Raw genomic sequence first — 19017 nt, forward strand, 5'->3', positions numbered from 1 at the left:
TGCGTCCAAGTTTCGGGGCGCAGTTCAGTATTGAGGAGCGGGGCTTTTGCGTACCCTCCAATGAGGGTGAAAGTGTTTAGAAGAATGCCAGTATCTGCACAGTCTCCACGAGACTAGAATTTGCGGCAGAATCAGAAAGAGCCAGCATAATTGCTAGCAGAAGACCTCCGCCGAAAAGCACCAGGAACATGCCACCAATGGCTACGCTAATCCAGTTCAAGATACGACCAGCTGAAGCAGCCGCACCATAACGCTCTGCCTCGTTCGCCTTGAAAATACCGATAACACCCAGAATCAGGGAAGGCAGACCAAACAGCCACCAGCTGAGAGTCACTATACACGCCAAGCTGATAATACCCAGCACCGTGGAAGTCTGAGCAGCCTTCTCACCGGCAAGCTGCTCGGGGGTCTTCTGCAAAAAACCCATAGGAACCATCATGGGCTGACCGTACTGGTCGGGCTGCTGGTACTGCTGACCGTACGGGTCATACTGATTCTGACCATATGGGTCTTGACCGTACGAATTCTGACCGTACTGGTCATAAGAATACTGATCGTAGGAGCTCTGCCCGTACTGGCCGTAAGAACCCTGACCGTATTGGCCATACTGACCGTACTGAGTGTTCTGCCCGTACTGGCCGTTCTGGTTGTACTGCTCGTTCAGACGGTTGTAGTCCGGGTTGTAGTCGTAGGGGTCTGAACCCCGAGGAGTCTGAGACATGGCATCTCACTTTCGTACGGCTGGTGTGTGTTAAACCTAATTCACCCTAACCCATGAATGGAACGGGTACAACTAAGGCCGTTATGCAACCCCGCACAACAGACTTTGATGCGCTGGATATGCGCCTTATCAGGTACGCAAAAGCCCCGCTCCTCACATCGAGGAACGGGGCTTCCGCTATACCCTGCGAATGAGCTCTTAGAAGAGTGCCAGGGTGCTGACCAGCTCAGTAAAGTGGTTGGAAGAGGAAGAAGCAGCACCTGCCGCGCCGATAAGACCCAGCAGCAGGAAACCACCGATTACAACCAAGAACAGGCCACCAAAAGCTGCGTTAATCCAGCCCATGATGCGACCGCCCGAAGCTGCAGTGCCAAAACGCTCAGCCTCATTAGCCTTCATAATGCCGATAACACCCATGATCAGCGAGGGCAGACCGAACAGCCACCAGCTAACAAAGAAGTTGCAGATCAGACCAATAATGCCGAGCACCATGGAGGTCTGACCAGCCTTCTCGCCAGCAAGCTGCTCGGGGGTCTTCTGAACAATGCCGACAGGCACCATCATAGGCTGACCGTACTGACCAGGCTGCTGGTACTGCTGCTGGTACTGCTGCTGACCGTTCTGAGCGTTCTGCTCGTTCAGGTTGCCGTATTCCGGGTTGTAGTCGTAGGAGTTAGAGTCCTGCGGGTTCTGAGACATGTGGTCCCTCTTTCGTGTGAATGGTGTGTATTGAACCTTACTCACCCTAACCTATCGCTGAGGTGGGCACAAACGGATTCGTCATTCTGGAGCTATCCGCAGCATATATGCACTGACCAGAAAACTGATGAGGCGCACAGAAGCCCGCGAACACACGGGGCGCTCGCGGGCTTCTTCAAATCATGAGGCTACTGCAGGTAGCTTCAATCTTACTGCTTTACAAAAATCTTCAGAGCGACCAGCAAAATAATACTGACGACACCTAGAACAGTACCGGCAATAGCCATACCGCGGTTCTTCAGCTCAGGGTTGTTCATAGCCAGGCGGCCGGTCGCAATAGCTACAGCACCAAGGATGAAACCGAGGACAAAGAAGCTCACAATACCGCTCACCAGAGAGACAATCGACAGGGTCTTTGCCTTCTTCGCCTGAGCCTGCTGCTCAGGGGTCTGAACGGGCACACCGTAAGGAGCCTGCTGATTGAACTGGGGTGCCTGCTGGCTAAACTGGGGGTCCTGGTTGAACTGGGGCTGGGGGTTGTTGGGGTTTTCAGACATGATTTCTCATTTCGTTGAGTAAATAAGACAACTCTGGCAACGTTGCATGAAAAAATCACACGCCAGAGACGCCCTCTATTTATCGGTCGGACAGTAAGCAGTCTATCGAAAATGTGTATGAGCCTCAAAGCGCACAATCCATAGTCCACCCTATAAAGCAACACATACTCAGAGATATCCCCCAAAGCATGGGCCGAATTGACCAAGCGCAAAACAGCCTATATTCTTATAGGGATGCGCTCACGAGCGCACCGTGGAGACGTGCCAGAGCGGCCGAATGGACTTCACTGCTAATGAAGGGTCGGGGTTAAACTCGACCGGGGGTTCAAATCCCCCCGTCTCCGCCACAAAAAGCCCCGTACCGGCTGGTACGGGGCTTTTGCTTTACCCATTTCATTCAGGCACAAAGCCTAGAAACTCCTGGTTTAGAAACTTCTGGTCTAGAAGCTCTTGAAGTCCACGAGGCGCGCATCCGCCCCATCAAGCAGAGCCCACTCCCCCGGCACCTCAAACACCGCAATAGAAGAGGGCGGGAAACCGTAATACACATCCATGGACGCGTTCGGGTCAGAATCCGGGCTCATCAGGCGCTGCGCGGCATCCTGCACGCCGGGCAGATGCGACACCACCATCAAAGAATGAACATTCTCCGAAACACTGTTGATGCGCGCAATAATGCGGGACGCAGACACCTCATACAGCCCCTCATCCAGATGAGCAGTAGGCGCCTTCGCCCCCAAACCATCCGAAACCCAAGTCGTCGTCTGACGAGTACGCAAAGCCGACGACGACATAATCTGCTCCGGAATATAACCGCGAGCCGCCAGCCAGGCGCCAGCAGCGGCAGCCTGCTCATGGCCACGCTTCGTCAGCGGACGATCAAAATCATTCAGACCCCAATCAGCCTCCGCATGGCGCATAATAATCAGACGCTTGACCCCGCTGCGGTGCGAGCCAGATGCAGTGTTGGAAGAATTTTCAGCCATACACCCATTCTATCTAGAGGGCGCCGGAACGTGCCGCACGCCGCCACAGCACGCACACTAACACCCCCCAGGCGGGCACAAGTAAACCCCGGCGCACCGGCATCACGCCAGCACACCGGGGTGCACTCTAAAAACTAGATTGAGTATTCCGGAGCAGCCCAGACGACAACCTCGGGGTGCTCAAAGAAGCGGTAACCCTGACCGCGCACCGTACGCACGGTACCCGACAGACGGCCCAGCTTCGAACGCAGACGACGAATATGCACGTCAATCGTACGCTCATGCGGATGCTCGTCACCGGAGCTCCACAGCGCCTTCAGCAGCTCCTCACGACCCACGGTGCGGGAAGAGTTCTCCACCAGATGTGCCAGCAGCTCGAATTCCTTGAAGGTCAGCATGAGCGGCTCACCATCCAGGAACACCTCGCGGCGCGCCAAATCAATCAGCACACCCGAAGAGTGGCTATTCGTGGTCTCTGCTTCGCGGGCGACATGCGCCTCCGGGTGCATATACATTGCGGTCGGATCACCGAGCGCATTACGTACCACCTCAAGGTCGCTACCCTCAGCATTCACCGGAGCCAACGCCACAGCGGCGTACGACTCCGACTCGGGAGCCAGGTGGTGTGCGTAAGTGCGCAGATCCTGAACGATACGCACCAGGGAGGTACCGTTCGCTGCAGCAAGTTCCTCATTCAAACCAACATAGAGCACAAAGCCGCGTGCCTCATTTTCCTGAGCCTGCTTATGGGCAGGGTCACCGGCTGAGAAAGTCATCGGACGCAACGTTGCGGCCTGCGCAACGGGACGCTGAGGCTGCACGACCTGGCGCTTAGCGGCGCGGCCGCGCTGGGAGATGTGCACATATCCAGGTACTGCGCCTGACATGGTTCAACCTTCTCTCAAAGTCTGTGTACGGGATCCCAGTCGTACGTAGTGTAGGGTGCGCCGGAAGTGACGCCGAGTCAAACAGTCCCCAATACCTGTTCGAGACTCAATCCTCTTACTTAATATTTCTCCTATTTGACGGATAAATCAAGCGGATTCGACATAGTGGATTCTCCTTTGTCACAAAGAGGAGTACAATACCCTTCCCCCATTTTGGGAGGTTTCATGCGGAACCTGAGGCTTTCAGCTTTTTTCTCACATAAATATTCACGGTTTCTGTTATGTATGGGGTACACCCTGCATTTTCATGTGAAGCTGTGAATACCCTTGAAGTTTTAATGCACCCTCCAGTACCATATTGTGTTCCTCATCACATAATAGGTGGTGTGTTTCAAAAACCCACGCCGGCACCCAGCAGCACCATCGCCACCCAAGCCCCGGATGGGTTATACACACACCGCCACACTGCGGCGCGCAACCAGCCGAACACCCGCAAGACATAGCGAAGCGCCTCCACACATACATATGCAGAGGCGCCCCGCTCACATCACGTAAATAACGCTAAAAGACTACTCAGCCAGACCGTACAGGCGGTCACCAGCATCGCCCAGACCCGGAATAATGTACGCCTTCTCATTCAAACGCTCATCACGAGCAGCCAGGAACAGGTCAACATTCTCCATACCCTCAATGCCCTTCTCCAGAGCAGCAATGCCCTCAGGAGCAGCAATCAGGCACACACAAGTCACAGACTCAGCACCACGCTTACGCAGGAACTTAATAGCCTCAATCAGAGTGCCACCCGTAGCCAGCATCGGATCCAGCAGGTACACCTGACGACCAGTCAGGTCCTCCGGCAGACGCTCAGCATAGGTCACAATATCCAGGGTCTCCTCATTACGAGCCATACCCAGGAAGCCCACCTCAGCGGTCGGAACCATGCGAGTCATACCCTCCAGCATGCCCAAACCAGCACGCAGAATCGGAACAACCAGCGGCTTAGGATCAGCAATACGAACACCGGTAGTGGTCGCCACCGGAGTCACAACCTCAACCTCTTCCACGCGGATCTCGCGAGTCGCCTCATAAGCCAGAAGGGTCACCAGCTCATCAACCAGCTGACGGAAAATCGGGGACGGAGTGCTCTTATCACGCAGAACACTAATCTTGTGAGAGACCAGCGGGTGGTCAAGAATCTTAATACGCATAATACGATTTTACCCACCCCCAAATCAGCAAGCACCGATAAAGCCCCGGAAGTGGCACACACCCTATAAAACTAGGCAAATACCGCCGCACAAACACCAGCCAAGGCACCCACCAACGCACCCGTCAACACCACCCCAGAACAATCCAGAACAATCCGGGCATGCAAAAACCCGCCGAGACAAATGTCGACGGGTTTTCGTTGGTGCGGTGGTGGAGGGATTTGAACCCCCGTTGGCTTTTACACCAAACATCATTTCGAGTGATGCACCTTCGGCCGCTCGGACACACCACCAACAGTGGAAAACTATAGCACACCCCCAACAGGAGGGCAAGAACGAGCCCACCTATCGTGCCGCGTACGGCAGCCGGGTGTCGCCCTCTTCACGGCCCCTTTTCACCGCGCCCTTTTCGACACCCGACCCCGAAAGTCCCGGCACGTCTGCAGACCCCAACAGGTCCGCCTAATGACGGATATACCCATCTACAACTAGCATGACAGCACGCGTTGCATCCTCAGCATTGCGCTCCGCCTGATGCACTTCACGATCCATAGCAAGCATATAAATCGCTCCGAACATAGAGATCGCAATCGCACGCGGATTCTGAGCGGTATCAACCGTATAGCGGCGAGCCACAGCCTCCGTCATCTCCTGCAAATAATCCAGAAGATTCAGACGGTTATCGCTCATCGCCTCGGTCCAACCATCCGCGCCCTTCCACGTCTCCGCAAGCCACATCCGAGTAAAACCCGGACGGTCCTCAAGATACTGGAACGCGGCGCGAACAGCGCTCCGCAACGCCTCACGCGGATCAGAATGAACCGACGCCGCGCGACGCGCATCGCTCAGCAGCAACTGCGTGCCGTACTGAACCAGCTGATCCACCATGGTCTTCTTAGAACCGAAGTTGTAATACACGGTTCCCTTAGAAACACCCGCCCGGGCAGCCACCTCTTCAACAGTGGCGTACTCAAGCCCCTTTTGGGTCATGATTTCCATAGCAGCGTTGAACAACTTCAACTGAGTTCTACCTGTACGGCCGGGACGACGACTTGAAGCTTCAGCGACTGGGCGCTGCAACATCAGCAGTCCTCCCTCCCTTTTTGCAGATATATCTCTATTTTATTAGACAGTTTTCCCCCGGTGCGACCAAATAGGGTTCGTTACACAGTAATCTCCGGCGCAAGCTTCTTCAGGGACCACGTACGATCACGACGCGTGCCAATGTAACCCAACACCAGACCAGCCAGACCCCACAGAGTCAAAACCAGCATGATGCCCCACAGGCTCGACTCATTAATGCCATACGCCAAACGACGCGTACCCGCCACCGCATAGCCCATCGGGAAGAAATCATGCATCCAACGAATCGACTCAGGCAAAGTCTCATACGGCATCGTGCCGCCCGCAGTAATCAACTGCAGAATCAGAATGACCAAAGCAACAAGCTTGCCCGGCGCACCCAAAATCACCGTCAAACCATGAATGAAACCGGTAAAGACCAAAGCCACATAGCAGAGGAACAGCCACACCAGCCACGGATGAGCCATCTCAAAGCCCAAACCAAACTTAATCGCGGCAAACATCAGAGTCGCCTGAGCAATACCCACCAGCCCGAACGGCATCCAGCTACCGAGCATCACACGAATCGACGGAGCATGCGACGCCAACGCACGGTTATTCATCACGCGCAGCGTCTGAACCAGCATCAAGCCGCCAATCCACAACGCCAAGCACATGAAGAACGGACCCATGCCCTCACCATAGTTACGAGCCGACGCCAAGGAATCATGCGACAAAGTCACCGGGTTCGACATCGTATCCGCAACCTTCGCCTGATCAGTCGGCGCAAGACTCGGAACCTGCTTAGCACCAGAAGCCAGGCCGCTCTCCAGCGACGAAGTACCATCCTTCAACTCGGAAGCACCATCATTCAGCTGCGAAGAACCGTCAGACAGCTTCGCCGTACCGTCAGAAAGCTTCGACGCACCATCCTTCAGCTCATTCGCGCCATCAGCCAACTTCTGCTGACCCTCAACCGCAGACTGCTCCTTCTCCGCCAAAGTACCGCTACCATCCTTCAGCTCGGCAGTACCGCTCTTCAAAGAATCAGTACCCTCCTTCAGCTCAGAAGCACCACCAGACAAAGTCGCAGAACCACTCGCAAGGCTCGAAGCACCCGAAGCAATCTTGGAATTACCATCAGCCAGGCTCGCCGAACCTGACGCCAACGAGGACGCGCCAGCATCCACACGAGCGGCGCCATCAGCTACCGACGAAGCGCCCTTCGCCAACGACGAAGCACCAGAATCCAGCGAATCCACGCCAGCAACCAAAGTCTGAATCTTCACCGCAGTCGACGACGAACCATCAGAAATACAATGGCTCGACTTCAATGCGCTCAGCTTCGACAGGGCATCAGCAGCGGCAGCATCACGAGTAGCCAGATGCGACTGCAGAGCCTTCTGATTCAGCTCAGCAACCTCATTCTTCGTCTCCTCAGAATCAACAGCAGCGACCAGCTGATCAGCCTGCTCCTGAGTCAACGTACCCGCCTCAACCAGAGGAGTCACCTGAGCACGCACCTTCTGCGCAGTCGCAGACACCACGGTATTCGACAGATCACGACCAAAATCGCCACTACCGGCAGACGTATCCGTCTCATGCAGGCGCATGCACATCGCGTTCAACTCGGCCGGCAACTCACGAATACCCGCCTGATCCATACCTTCACGCAACTGATGGATACCAGACGCCAAATCATTAGCACCCTTCGCCACCGAAGCCGAACCACTCTTCAAGCTCGCAGTACCCTCAGCCAGAGTCGCCGAACCATCCTTCAGCTTCGACGCACCATCAGAAGCAGACGCCGCAGCCGAAGCCAAAGTCGACGAACCATCCTTCAAACTCGAAGCACCATCGGCAAGCTTCGCAGCACCAGAATCCAGCTTCTCGGCACCAGAATCCAAAGTCGAAACGCCATCAGCAAGCTTCGCGGCGCCCTCCGCCAACTGCTTCTGACCATCCAACAACTGGGACTGACCATCAGCCAGAGAAGAAGTACCATCCTTCAGCTTCACGGCACCATCATTCACCGTGGCAGTGCCGTCCTTCAGCTGAGTGATAGCGTCCGCCAGCTTCACCGTGCCGTTATTCACCTTCGACGCACCATCAGCAGCCTCACCCATCTTCGAATGAATCGTCGTGAAGCTAGCCAACAGCGAATTCGCCGTAGAATTACCGACCTTCTCCGCCACCGAATCACGCACCGCAGTGCCCGCCTTCGTGACAATATTCGTCAGCACATAGTTATTGGCATCATTCGTAATGACCTCAATGCCCGCCGAACGCGCATCAATAGTGCCCGTCTTACCGTCAGCATCAGGCTTGAACGAACCGGCACTCTGCAAATTACGGGAGAAGTCCTTCGGAATCACCATCGCAAAGTCATAGGTGCCGTTCTCCACGCCCTCAACAGCCTCAGTGCGAGTCTGCACCTGACGCCAATCAAACGTGCCAGCATCCAGCAGGGACTGGCGCACATCAGCACCGGTGTTCACCTGCTTACCTTCAGAATCCTCCGCGCCCTCATCCTCAACCACCAGGGCACCCACAATGCCATTCACATGGCCGTAAGCATCCCAGTTACCGTACAGGTACAGGGCGCCGTACAGCAGAGGAATGCAGGACATCGCAAGCAGCACCAGAACCGGCAGAACACCGCTGGTCAGGCGCTTCAGCTCAACGAGTGCAACACGCAGAACAGTCATTCTTACTCCTTCTCAGCGTTTTCGCCATGTTCGGGGGAATCATTGGAGGGTTCAATCTCGCCCTCAACAGGAGCCGACACGTTTTCCTCAGAGGCTTGTTCCTCAGGGGCACGACCGACCACAGCACGCGCACCATGCCAAGACTCAGAAATATGAGGCACAATCGCCACCACCGTGCGCGGGTGGTCCTCATCGGCGGCAAGCTCCTCCAGGTACGGAAGCCACATGTACGTATGGTTCAGGTGGCGGGAAGGAGTATCAAAAACCTGCAAGTCAGAGGGGCTATGCTGCGCCAAAGCAGCCATCAGCTCAATGTTCATCTCGCCGCTAATCTCGTCCATCCACAAGCCGTCCAGGTCCTCAAGACCGCGCTCGGCCAGCCAGCGGCTCGCGCGGGAACGACCAAAAATCGGCAGGTTATAGGAGAGCATCTCCGACACGTAATCGTGCACGCGCATATGCTGCTCAGGAGCGGTCACATCAGGAGAGTCCACCACGCTGCTGAGAGCACGCAGACGCTTCATCGAAATAGGGCGAGGCTCATCATCGCCTTCGCTCCAGCTAATCGTGCCGCCGGACAGGGGAAGGCGACCAGTCAGCGCCAACGCGAGAGAGGTACGCTCCAACTGGCTATCCGCCTGAACAATAATGACTTCACCCTCACCCACTGAGAAGGTGGTGCGGTCAAAAAGCGGAGTGTGGCGCCCTTTCGCCCAAATATTGTCAACGCTTAACACGGTTAGATCCCCTCAGAGAATGGATGGTTCGGGTGAGTTTCTGGGAGTCATCCGCGGGCACCGCGCGGGGTATTAAACGTCAAGCGCGGGCAGGCGGAGGCTCCAATGCCTATATATGGTAGACCCGGTTATGTGTGATGTGGTGGGCTTTTCTTGAAATTCAGGGGTCATTTTTGAAATTTTTGAAGTATTTTTCAAATAAATCGGGTTTTTCGTACAAATAACGCGAAAAGCCACGTAATCTCTGCACGGCTTTTCGCGTTTTACGAACCATCTTTTAGGGGTGAGGCCTAGGGGCGATCAGGGGCGGCGTTCCTTAAAGAAGTCCACCATCAGCTGCGCACACTCATCAGCACACACACCCGCATACACCTCGGGAGCCGGAGCAACCCTGCCGTCACGCAGCACATCGTAACGACTGCCAGCAGCCCCCGTCTTCTCCTCCCAGGCTCCAAAAACCACCGTCGAAACGCGCGACGCCAGGATCGTGCCGGCGCACATCAGGCACGGCTCAACCGTCACCACGAGCGTGCACCCGTCCAGGCGCCACTGACCACGATGCGCCGCCGCCTGACGAATCGCATTCACCTCCGCATGGGCACTGGGGTCATGCTCCCGCTCGCGGGTATTGCCCGCCGAACCAATAATGACGCCCTGCTCATCCACCACCACAGCACCGATAGGGATCTCGCCACGCTCACCCGCGGCGGCACCCTCGGCGAGGGCGCGGACCATCCACTCGCCGTGTTCGGGGCGAGCGGGAATATCGCTGAGCACAGCGGAAGAACCGTCTGTGACCGTCAATTTTGAATATTCCGAATATGACATACAACCTCGTCAGGGGAATAAATAAACACTAATGGGCGCAACTAGTGGGTGGCAGCCAAAGAGAAAGGATACACCGCAGAAGCACCTGCCAGCCGCAGCTCACGCGCCACAACCGTAAACGCCCACCGCGAATCCACCACATCAGAAACCAGCAGAACAGGGCACCGATGCTCACGCACATAGTCCAGAACCTCTGCAGGCACCCGGTACGAGCGCAGCACATCCGCACAACGGAACGCGCTATTACCGCCAAAGAAACGCGGCTCCCCCACCAGAGACACCCAGCCCAAATCCACCAGACGACCCACCGACGCCAATCCCCTACCCAGGGACTGAGCCAAACGAGGACGCACCGGCGAAGGCAGAGTCAACACCGCCACCGGACGACCCGCCTCAGACCACTCCCAAGCGGCAAGCACCTTCACGCAAGCACGACCCAGCTCGGCAGGGACCTCAGAATCAACCGGCTCACCCAGCTCATTCGTCGCCAGAAACTCACGCAGACGAGTACCGTACCCCATGTCGCTCAGACGCGCCAAAGCGTAACCGGATTCAGCCTGCTCATCCTTAGACAAACGACCGCGCGGCGCATCCGCACCCATCAGCTGATCCAGCCCGCTCGGCCACATACGGCGCGGTTGCAGGGGCACACCCACCGTATTGAAGCTACTCTGCGCCGCCTGCTGCGCCTCAGCAGGAACTTCAACCGGGTACCAGGGACCCGCACACACATCGCAACGACCACAAGCAGTCGCGGAAGCATCATCAAGCTGCTGAGCCAGGAAAAGCATACGACACTGACTAGTGCGTTCATACTCGAGCATAGCGTTCTGCTCCAGCACACGCGCCTGCGCCACCGCCGCGTAACGGGCACTATCGTACTGCCACGGCGAAGAGGTTCGACGCCAATAGTTGCCTTCCTTCACGGCGGCACCCTCAACATCCAGCACCTTCAGCAGAAGCTCCAGGGTGGAGCGGCGCAACTGAACGCGCGCCTCCAACGCGGTAATGCTCAACCCCTCCGGGGACTGGGCGAGGGTATCCAGCACCGCCAACGCCTGCTCCTCGTTAGGCATGGAGGCTGTCGCAAAATACTCCCAAATGGCGCGGTCTTCACGACCGGGCAGGAGCAGAACATCAGCGTTGACGGCGCCTCGTCCGGCGCGGCCAATCTGCTGGTAGTAGCTCACCGCAGACGACGGCGCGCCCAGGTGCACGACAAAACCCAAATCAGGCTTATCAAAACCCATACCGAGGGCACTTGTCGCGACAAGAGCCTTCACCCGGTTTTCCTTGAGTGCCTGCTCTGCAACCAGCCTCTCATCCGGGTCAGTTTTGCCGGTGTAGGCGAGCACTTTGTAGCCGCTGGCACGCAGAGCATTTGTGGTATCTTCTGCCGCAGAGACAGTCAACGTGTAGATAATGCCCGAACCGGGCAGGCTGTTCAGGTGCGTGAGCAGCCAACCGATGCGTTGCGCCTCATGGGGCAGGGTCAGAACGCCCAGGCGCAGGGACTCGCGGGACAGCGGACCACGCAGCACATGCACGGGTGCGGTGGTATCGGTGCTGAGCTGTTCGGCGATATCGCGGCTAACGCGGTCATTCGCGGTTGCGGTAGTCGCCAGCACCGGCACACCCACCGGCAGAGATCTAATGAGCGAACCAATACGGCGGTAGTCGGGGCGGAAGTCATGGCCCCAGTCAGAAATACAGTGCGCCTCATCAATGACGAGCAGACCCAGGCGCGGCAGCAGGTACGGCAGCCACTGCTCACGGAACGCCGGGTTATTGAGGCGTTCGGGGCCCACCAGGAGCACATCAAGCTCGTCAGCTTCGAGGCGGGTACGGATTTCATCCCATTCGGTGACGTTCGCGGAGTTCACCATGGCGGCACGCACTCCCGCGCGGGATGCCGCCTCAACCTGATCACGCATGAGGGAAAGCAGCGGGGAGACGATAAGAGCCGGGCCCATACCGCGGGCACGCAACAGCAGGGAAGAAATAAAGTAGACCGCAGACTTACCCCAGCCGGTACGCTGCACGACGAGGGTGCGGGCGCGGTCGGCTACGAGGGCGCGAATCGCCTCATACTGGCCGTCGTGGAACTCGGCATTAGTGACGCCGGTGAGGCAGCGCAACACTTCACGGGCTTCAGCATGCAGGAGATCGGCGGGGCTGGACGCTGGCTGTTCGGGGTTCATGGTTCTCTCCAACGGTGGATGGTTGGGTCAATCGCTACGCCGCGACGCGCCGTGCTCTCTTTCCATCATGTCACACCCCGGTATCGCCCGGCTCTGCGGATAGTCATTTCTTGAGGAAGCGTGCGAGCGCCGCGTCACCTCCGGCTGTTTAGCCGCGATGGTGGGGAGATTTACGCCTCGCTCACCCGTGCGTCCGGCGTAAATGCCGGTAGAATTGTGCCAGTAATACACAGCCTCCGCATAGTTTTGCACAATGTTCACCATAGGTACACTTTCTATGCTGGTGTTATTCCGCCGCCGATCCGTGCGTGCGGTCCACTCACAGTTCAGGATTTTTCATGACTTTTCTTGCCATCGCTTTGGCGCATCTTCCGGTTGCGCTCTTGGGCCTCGACCTTGAGCAGTTCCTGCTCGATACCGGCCCCTGGGTTCTGGTTGTTTCGGCAATTATCGTATTTATTGAGTCCGGTGTTCTTTTCCCGGTTCTTCCGGGTGACTCCCTGATTTTTGCTCTGGGTATGCTTCATGAGCAGATGGGCCTGTCCCTGTGGGTTGCTTTCCCGGTCCTGGTGCTGGTTGCTATTGCTGGCGCTGAGGTTGGCTACCAGATTGGTGCCCGTTACGGCCGTAAGATCTTCAAGGATGACGCGAAGATTCTGAGCACTAAGAACCTGCACACTACTGAGGAATTCTTCCAGAAGCGCGGTAGCTTGGCTCTGGTTCTGGGTCGTTTCGTGCCGATTGTTCGTACTTTTGTGTCTCTTGCGGCTGGTATTTCTTCGTACGACCGTAAGAAGTTCCACCTGTGGAATGTTGTTGGCGCGGTTGCGTGGATTGGTTCGATTGGTCTGGCGGGTGTGCTGCTGGGCGGTATTCCGTTCGTGCACAACAACATTGAGTACATTGCTGTGATTATTGTGGCGGTTTCTGTGGTGCCGGTTATTATCGAGTACCTGCGTGGCCGTTCGAAGGCGAAGCAGGAATCTGCTGAGTAATACGTGAGTCCTTCTCGGCTGCTGAGCCGGGGATGAGAAAGGGTGGGGATACCGTTTGGTATCCCCACCCTTTTCACGCTCTGAGCCTTTTGGTGATAGTGGCGCCGTTTGAGGCAAACATCCTAGTTGAGGCGGTTCCCGCCTTCATTGAAGTTCGTGTTAGGTGCCTGTGGATTCTGATCAACCACCTGACTATGCGACGTTCTGCCGGTAGCCGTGTACGCCCACACAGATGGACGGGTCAGCAACACAATATTCCGGATGTAGAGGACAGTAATGAAGACACCAATCGCAGTATCTATGAGAAGAGTGACCGCAAAATCTGCAGAGTCGCGGGACTGCAACTCGTCCATCAACAAGGCGAGATAGCTGGAGTCTATGAGGAAATCTTCCACATACACAAACATGCGGCTCAAGACCTCGTAGGCGCTGTACATGAGGGTAAGTATGTGCGCCCATCTGTGTCCTTTCCAGGTCATCCAGAAGAGGAAAATCTGGATAAGAACAAAGATGAGAGGGTACCCCAGCATACGCACGATAAGCTCAGGTAGCGTCACCACACCGGCGATTGGTTTACCGTAGAGCAGGAAGAATTGGATAGTACTGAAAAGCGACAGAATAATAATCGCGGCGGTGCACCACTTAGCACTGTGCAGAGCCTTCGGGCGTACCCGCCCCGCATGTTCGGAGGCGGCAACGTAACCGGCGGTCGCGTCCCGGTAGCCGGTAGTGGCATGCTCGGGAGCGCCGTTGCTGGGTGCGTTATCCTCTGCCGCGTTATTGTCTACCGCACCGGTGGGGGCGGCGTTGTTGGTGGCGGTGTTGTTGGATGTGCCGTCACCCTCTACCGTGCTACTTTCAGGCTCATTGGACGGTAGCAAAACACTGTACTCGGGAACCGTGTACTCCGGATTATTCAAGGGCTGCTTCGGGGTACGTTCTGACATCGTCGTTCCTTTCTCCCCTGGCACCCACCCCGCGCTACAGTGCACGGAGCGGGCGTTAAAGAGTCTTACCTTAAGGATATAAAGAGGCGCGCCGCACCCTAGGAAAGCAGTACCCTTTCTCAGCGTATTCAGAGGTATCCGAGTAACCACGTGCACCATTCCGAGGGCTAGCCCCGGAACTCCTGACGTTGATGTTCCTTTCTACGTGCCCCATCCCGCGCTACGGTGCGGGGGTCGAGGGGTATTTCCCCCTGATGAGGTGCGTTCGTCATCCTCATCGTCAGCGAAAATCTCTCGAAGTTCTGCCGGGACCTGACCGGCAGCCTGTCTCGTCTCAGACATCATCTGCTGGTGTTCTAGCGCACGTGCCCCGCTAACGATTTGGGTGTACGTCCTAATAGGAGCACGAGTCAGCAGCACAATCATCAGGAGGTAAAGAACGAGAGTAAGAACGCCGCTCGCGATACGCACCAGGCTGGACGCCGCAGCCGCTCTAGAGCTTAACTCCGAGAAATTATCCGCAAGAATAAGCACACCGCTAGCAGCCGCGAGAGCGCAGTAGATGATGGCAAGAATGCGCGCCCACTCACGGCCATCCCAGACTTTCCAGAGGATAAAGATCGGGATGATGGAGGCGAAGAGGGTAAACGCCAGCATGGAGAAGAGAGTTCTCACCACCATCTCAAAATCGATATACGACTGCCATGGGAGCATAACCGACAGAAAATTACTCAGGGTCCCCAACGCAATCATGGCGGTTGCACACCATATGACGCTGCGCATAGCCTGCGGGCGCTTCGGAATTACCTGCTCGGCGGAGACAGTCGCGGTGTAGTCGGCGGTCGCCTCCCGATAGCCGGTAGTGGCTTGCTCGGGGGTGCTGGCGTGCTCGGGGGCGCTGTCGCCGGGCGCGTTGTCCTCTGCCGCACTACTCTCCACCGTGCTATTTTCAGCCTCGTCGGAGGGCAACAGCACGCTGTACTCGGGAACCGTGTACTCCGGATCGTTCAACGGTTGCTTTGGGGTGCGTTCTGACATCATTGTTCCTTTCTACTCTTCGCGCCCCGCCCCGCACGCTATAGCGCAGGGCGGGTGCAGAAGAGAGTTTCCCCATGAGGAGGGGCATCTTGCCCTAGTTGAGGCGGTAGCCTTCTTCGGTGTACACGGAAGTATCCTTGTAGCCGCGCTGTTCGCTGCGGGAGTTCCTCCGTGCATCCGTGCGGCGGGTCGTCTTGTACTGCTGCGCGACCGCTTCTTCAGCTCGTCGGTTAGCTTCCGTTTCTTCCCAACGCGTCTGCTCTTCTTCCATGTGAGCACGCATTTCTGCGTCCTGATGCCTAACGACCCGAGTCTCACCGGCGTTCACCTGTTCGCGCGCCTTCAACCGCGCCAACCTCGCGGTAGCCATATAAACCCTGGTGGAACGGCTCAAGAGCAACACAACAATCAGGGTGGAGAGGAGCGTAATCAAGGTGTCGGCAACATTCCTAGACAGCACAGCTGCCGCGTAGTACTGAGAACTCCACGTCTGCGTGCCATTCAGCAACCGGGAAAGATAACCAGTCGTCAGGAAGGTGTTCACAAAATCTATCAAGCCCCTGATAGCTATATAAGCGAAGCTAATAAAGATGACGACATACGCCCAGAATCGACCTCTCCATAATCGCCAGAGAACAAACATCGGTATGGCGTGCTCAACGAGGAGGAGCACTACACCGGGGATAATGAAACCCACCCATAATTCGACGCCATCGGCTGAACGCCCGTCAATCATATGTAGGAAGATTTTATGGGTTGCTTCCACCGCCATAATGGCGACAAAGCATCGCATGACGCCGCGCAGCGCCTTCGGGCGCGGCGGGAGCACCACCTTAGGCGCGGCAGGCGCGGCAGGCGCGGTAGAGCCAGCAGTAGCCTTCTCGCCCCCGTGTGCTTGCTCGTGGGGCTTACCCGCCTCACCAGTGGAGGCGCCACCAACATTAGGCTTTACACCCGCCTTCTGGGCGCGCTGAACCTGCTGTATCTCATCCAGCAGGCGGTTCTTCTCCACCGGATCATTCGAGAGCGCATAATCGGCAGAAAGCTCACGCAACAGATGCTCGGTAGAGTCCTTAACAGGGCCCTCTTCCTTCTCGAGCTGACGAAGAACATCCTCGCGAGTCAGCTCTTCGTCATCCTCGGCACCCGAGGTGTTTTCCTCGATAGCCCACATCTGTTTCCGAATTACCGCACGGCTCGGAACCGCCCCCACGGCAGGGCGAGTCAGCAGGAACATGAGGACGGCGCTACCCGCCGTAATGACCGCCACCAGAGCCTGCGTCACGATAGACGAAGCGGCGGCAGGATGCGACGCCGGATCCAAAGCAGTGAACGCAGGGAAAAGCACCTGAGCCAGACCAAAAACACCGGCGAAAGAAAGCACACCGCTCAAGGAGCACAGCAGAAGGTACAGCATCATCAGACGGCGCGGATTAATGTACCCATCCTTGACCCAATCCAGAACGATCCAGAGGAACGGCACCACCACGATGGCCTCAGGCAGAACCTTCGGCAGGGCATAACTCAGGAACGAGCCGATGTTCACACTACGACCCGCAGTAACAAGAATCTGGTACGCATCCAGGAGGAAATACACCAGGATGAGCGTCATAGCGATGGAATAGGCTTTACCAAGAATCGCCAGTCCCCGGTTAAATTCCTGCTCCCTCTCGCCAACTATGCCAAGGTTTCTTTTCGCCTCTTCAAACGCCGCCCGCTCATCATATGTGCGCTTGGGGGCGCCGGGGCTAGTCTGCGATGAGGATTCGTGCGCAGGTTCGGAAGTAGGGTGCACGAGTCATCCTAACTGTGGTTGTGTGAATAGTGGTTGGGTAAAAAAAGTTATCGGTAAACCGCAGACCCGGGCCCCACAGGACCTGCAGGATCCGCGGCAAGAAATGAGGCTAAATCAGGTAATCCTCGCTGCGGCGCACACGCCAATCACGGCGCGCCTCCATATAAGAACGCGACTGACGCGACCACACCAACGCCAACGCCACCACGCACACCAGCATGTACGGACCCGCAATATACACCGGCGTGTACAGCGGCGAAGCGCTACTGAGCAGTAGCTCAACATCCTGGCTCGGCGCACCATTCAACGTGCCCAGAAGAGCCGCCACAGTCAGCATAATCAGCAAAGAAGCCAAAACGCCCAACGCCAACGCCACCGACAGCACCAACGCCGCCCACCGGTAACCACGCAGATAAGCCACCGTGCAGAAACCGTGCAGGGTCACGTTACCGAACGCGCTGACCATCAGGAAAAGCACCGGATAGTACGCCTGCGCATCCACCAGCGACTGGGCGCGCCAGGTCGAAAAATGTGACAAATGGGTAGTCGCATAGGAGACGCCGGTGTACGCAATCAGCGCCAGCCAGCCCACAGCAATAACAAGCAGAACCCAACCCGCCACAGACACGAGAGTGGGGGTGGCGGGCTTCGTAGGATGCGTGGTGTTCGGAGCGGATGGCGGAGAGGACTCGACGGCGGACATAGCTGAATCTTTCGGATATCGGCTGATAGTGTGCGGAAAACGTATGAGCGAGTGTGTGATGTGAGTGTGGGCGGCGGCGCGGCGTTCGTCTACCGCGCCGCCTCAAAACTTTAGGCAGAAGTGGACGGGTCAACCGTCGCAGAAATACTGTCAGGTAGCGACGGAGAATCTACCTGGTTCGCCATCGCAATTCGCAAGTTGTTGAAGCGGTAAATGGTCAGCAACGATAAACCGACCTCGCTCAACCAGACCAAGCCCAAGACAACAAGTATCAGCAGGGGGTCAAGCCCCATCGAAACCCCAGCCCAGTCGAGCATCAGCAGCAGGAACGTAATCGGTGAAAGCACCAGCCCCACCGCAACAAACCCAATCAGGGAGCAGATAGCCCAAACGCTATACACGGAGGCGTCCGCCGAATCACGCGGAGGGCGCATCAGCGGCCACATCTGAACCACCAGGTAAAGCGCCGCCACAAAACCAAAGCAAATCGCCAACGGCTGCGTGTACTGGGAGATAATGAGGCCTTCAACGATGCTCAAAATGCACAGAATAACGGCGCGGACCAGCAGGTTCTTCTTGAGCTTCTGTTTGCGTTCCTTCACCTCATCAGCGGTGTAGGTGCGCAGAAAAGCGGGCAACTGCCCCTGCCCCGGGAACGGCGGTAGAGGACCCGTCGGATGCGTACGCACCACAATCGGCGGGTTCGTACCATCCTGAATGATGACGGTAGAAGTCGCCGAAATAACCGGATGCGAGCCCGTCACCACAGGCGGCGCGTTCAGCGGAACGGACACCTCCGGCGTGGCAGGAGTCACGTGACGGATAGGCGCCTGAAAGCGGGTCTGCATACTGATATCTTCATCCGGGTGTTCTGCGGATGAAGCGGCATCTGTGTTCAGGTGTGTAGCGCCCATGAGTGGCCTCCTGGCAGGTGCGGGTCGTGTT

Annotated in this window: 17 protein-coding genes and 2 tRNA genes; 2 read left to right on the forward strand and 17 right to left on the reverse strand. The window is 56.8% G+C overall.

Annotation, left to right across the window (positions count from 1 at the left end):
* Positions 1–76: 76 nt before the first annotated feature.
* From HMPREF3055_RS00200 to HMPREF3055_RS00210, 3 genes are all read right to left on the reverse strand, one after another.
* Positions 77–721 carry a DUF4190 domain-containing protein gene (locus HMPREF3055_RS00200; RefSeq protein WP_049352300.1) on the reverse strand — a complete coding sequence of 215 codons (645 nt, stop codon included), beginning with the start codon at positions 719–721 and terminating at the stop codon, positions 77–79.
* 198 nt (positions 722–919) lie between these two features.
* The gene (locus HMPREF3055_RS00205) at positions 920–1420 is read right to left on the reverse strand and encodes a hypothetical protein (protein ID WP_049352303.1); all 501 of its coding nucleotides are present in this window, start codon (positions 1418–1420) and stop codon (positions 920–922) included.
* Between the two features lie 209 nt (positions 1421–1629).
* Positions 1630–1977: a DUF4190 domain-containing protein gene (locus HMPREF3055_RS00210; protein WP_049340397.1), complete on the reverse strand. Its 348-nt coding sequence runs from the start codon at positions 1975–1977 to the stop codon at positions 1630–1632.
* 255 nt (positions 1978–2232) lie between these two features.
* On the opposite strand from HMPREF3055_RS00210, the gene HMPREF3055_RS00215 reads away from it, so the two are divergent.
* A tRNA-Ser gene (locus tag HMPREF3055_RS00215) sits at positions 2233–2324 on the forward strand.
* Between the two features lie 93 nt (positions 2325–2417).
* Here the strand turns inward: HMPREF3055_RS00215 and HMPREF3055_RS00220 are convergent.
* The 9 genes from HMPREF3055_RS00220 to HMPREF3055_RS00260 all read right to left on the reverse strand — a co-directional run bounded on the left by HMPREF3055_RS00220 (position 2418) and on the right by HMPREF3055_RS00260 (position 12594).
* Positions 2418–2963, reverse strand: a complete 546-nt coding sequence (locus HMPREF3055_RS00220) for a SixA phosphatase family protein (protein WP_005504419.1) — start codon at positions 2961–2963, stop codon at positions 2418–2420.
* Positions 2964–3097: 134 nt separating this feature from the next.
* Positions 3098–3850 (reverse strand): winged helix-turn-helix domain-containing protein, encoded by a 753-nt coding sequence (locus tag HMPREF3055_RS00225; protein WP_005504418.1) that lies wholly within the window; start codon positions 3848–3850, stop codon positions 3098–3100.
* A gap of 569 nt (positions 3851–4419) precedes the next feature.
* Positions 4420–5058 (reverse strand): uracil phosphoribosyltransferase, encoded by a 639-nt coding sequence (gene upp / locus HMPREF3055_RS00230; protein WP_049357378.1) that lies wholly within the window; start codon positions 5056–5058, stop codon positions 4420–4422.
* A gap of 206 nt (positions 5059–5264) precedes the next feature.
* A tRNA-Ser gene (locus HMPREF3055_RS00235) sits at positions 5265–5351 on the reverse strand.
* 169 nt (positions 5352–5520) lie between these two features.
* On the reverse strand, positions 5521–6141 hold the full coding sequence (locus HMPREF3055_RS00240) for a TetR/AcrR family transcriptional regulator (RefSeq protein ID WP_070685951.1): 621 nt from the start codon (positions 6139–6141) through the stop codon (positions 5521–5523).
* Positions 6142–6221: 80 nt separating this feature from the next.
* Positions 6222–8828: a YhgE/Pip domain-containing protein gene (locus tag HMPREF3055_RS00245; protein WP_070737249.1), complete on the reverse strand. Its 2607-nt coding sequence runs from the start codon at positions 8826–8828 to the stop codon at positions 6222–6224.
* Between the two features lie 2 nt (positions 8829–8830).
* On the reverse strand, positions 8831–9565 hold the full coding sequence (locus tag HMPREF3055_RS00250; RefSeq protein WP_070737252.1) for an ABC transporter ATP-binding protein: 735 nt from the start codon (positions 9563–9565) through the stop codon (positions 8831–8833).
* 300 nt (positions 9566–9865) lie between these two features.
* Positions 9866–10393, reverse strand: a complete 528-nt coding sequence (locus HMPREF3055_RS00255) for a nucleoside deaminase (protein ID WP_049352318.1) — start codon at positions 10391–10393, stop codon at positions 9866–9868.
* A 41-nt stretch (positions 10394–10434) separates the two neighbouring features.
* A complete protein-coding gene (locus HMPREF3055_RS00260; RefSeq protein WP_049352321.1) occupies positions 10435–12594 on the reverse strand; it encodes a RecQ family ATP-dependent DNA helicase in 2160 nt (719 codons plus the stop codon).
* A 338-nt stretch (positions 12595–12932) separates the two neighbouring features.
* Here HMPREF3055_RS00260 and HMPREF3055_RS00270 point away from each other — a divergent pair, with 338 nt between their 5' ends.
* Positions 12933–13589, forward strand: a complete 657-nt coding sequence (locus tag HMPREF3055_RS00270) for a DedA family protein (protein ID WP_049352327.1) — start codon at positions 12933–12935, stop codon at positions 13587–13589.
* Positions 13590–13711: 122 nt separating this feature from the next.
* On the opposite strand, the gene HMPREF3055_RS00275 is transcribed toward HMPREF3055_RS00270, so the two are convergent.
* The 5 genes from HMPREF3055_RS00275 to HMPREF3055_RS00295 all read right to left on the reverse strand — a co-directional run bounded on the left by HMPREF3055_RS00275 (position 13712) and on the right by HMPREF3055_RS00295 (position 18920).
* Positions 13712–14536 (reverse strand): hypothetical protein, encoded by an 825-nt coding sequence (locus HMPREF3055_RS00275; protein WP_044150056.1) that lies wholly within the window; start codon positions 14534–14536, stop codon positions 13712–13714.
* 201 nt (positions 14537–14737) lie between these two features.
* Positions 14738–15574, reverse strand: a complete 837-nt coding sequence (locus HMPREF3055_RS00280) for a multidrug ABC transporter permease (RefSeq protein WP_070688709.1) — start codon at positions 15572–15574, stop codon at positions 14738–14740.
* A 94-nt stretch (positions 15575–15668) separates the two neighbouring features.
* Complete coding sequence (locus HMPREF3055_RS00285; protein WP_246824386.1) at positions 15669–17186, reverse strand: ABC transporter permease; 1518 nt, start codon at positions 17184–17186, stop codon at positions 15669–15671.
* 292 nt (positions 17187–17478) lie between these two features.
* On the reverse strand, positions 17479–18072 hold the full coding sequence (locus HMPREF3055_RS00290; protein WP_005504401.1) for a flagellar type III secretion system protein FlhB: 594 nt from the start codon (positions 18070–18072) through the stop codon (positions 17479–17481).
* 110 nt (positions 18073–18182) lie between these two features.
* Positions 18183–18920 carry an organic solvent tolerance protein OstA gene (locus HMPREF3055_RS00295; RefSeq protein WP_246826863.1) on the reverse strand — a complete coding sequence of 246 codons (738 nt, stop codon included), beginning with the start codon at positions 18918–18920 and terminating at the stop codon, positions 18183–18185.
* Positions 18921–19017 lie beyond the last annotated feature (97 nt).

Source organism: Rothia sp. HMSC061C12 (assembly GCF_001815755.1).
GTDB lineage: Bacteria > Actinomycetota > Actinomycetes > Actinomycetales > Micrococcaceae > Rothia > Rothia mucilaginosa.